Here is a 672-nt window from a genome sequence, read left to right as displayed (position 1 = left end):
AATTCCGACTGAATGGCTGCCCTATATCCATGAAAAGCTCATTAAGGAGCAGGCGAAATGGATAAGTGCTCTCCCCGAATGGGAGGAGATTTCCATTGATGGACAAATACGTGAGCAGCTTACTGAAAATGAAGCATGGAAGTTTCTGGAGGAAGCGAGCGTTCAACTGCTCGAAGCGGGATGCCCCGTTTTATTGCCGAGCTGGTGGGAAGCCGTTCGTTCACGTAAACTTCGTTTGAAGGCAAAGATGAAATCCTCGGTAGGATCAGCGGCACAGCCGATGTTCGGGCTAGATCAAATTGTACAGTTTGATTGGAAGTTAGCTCTGGGCGATGTTGATTTGTCTGAAGCTGAATTTCTTAATCTTGCAGAGCAGAATCGGCGCTTGTTCAATGTAGGCGGTGAATGGGTTCATCTCGATCCTCAGGATGTCACTCAAATTAAGCAGTGGTTGAAACGGATGGGTAAACGCAAAGGGCTGTCATTCCGTGATGTGCTGGAAATGCATCTCCGGGGAGGCACGCCGTTTGACGAAACTGGTGATCTCGAGATGGATCTTCAGGCAGAGGTGGAGCTAAATGAGCATCTGGCCTCATTTCTTGAGCAGCTGCAGCAAACTTCACAAATTCCGCTTGTTGATATACCTAACACCTTCCTGGGAGATCTTCGGCC

At 48.5% G+C, this 672-nt stretch carries 1 protein-coding gene; it reads left to right on the top strand.

All coding sequences use genetic code 11. The annotated features are described in order from the left end of the window. A partial coding sequence (locus AC1DWN_RS34840) for an SNF2 helicase-associated domain-containing protein (RefSeq protein ID WP_477563363.1) occupies positions 1-672 on the top strand: 672 nt, incomplete at both ends.

Source organism: Paenibacillus sp. P4_A7 (genome assembly GCF_056402455.1).
This window is presented reverse-complemented; position numbering and strand designations above follow the sequence as displayed.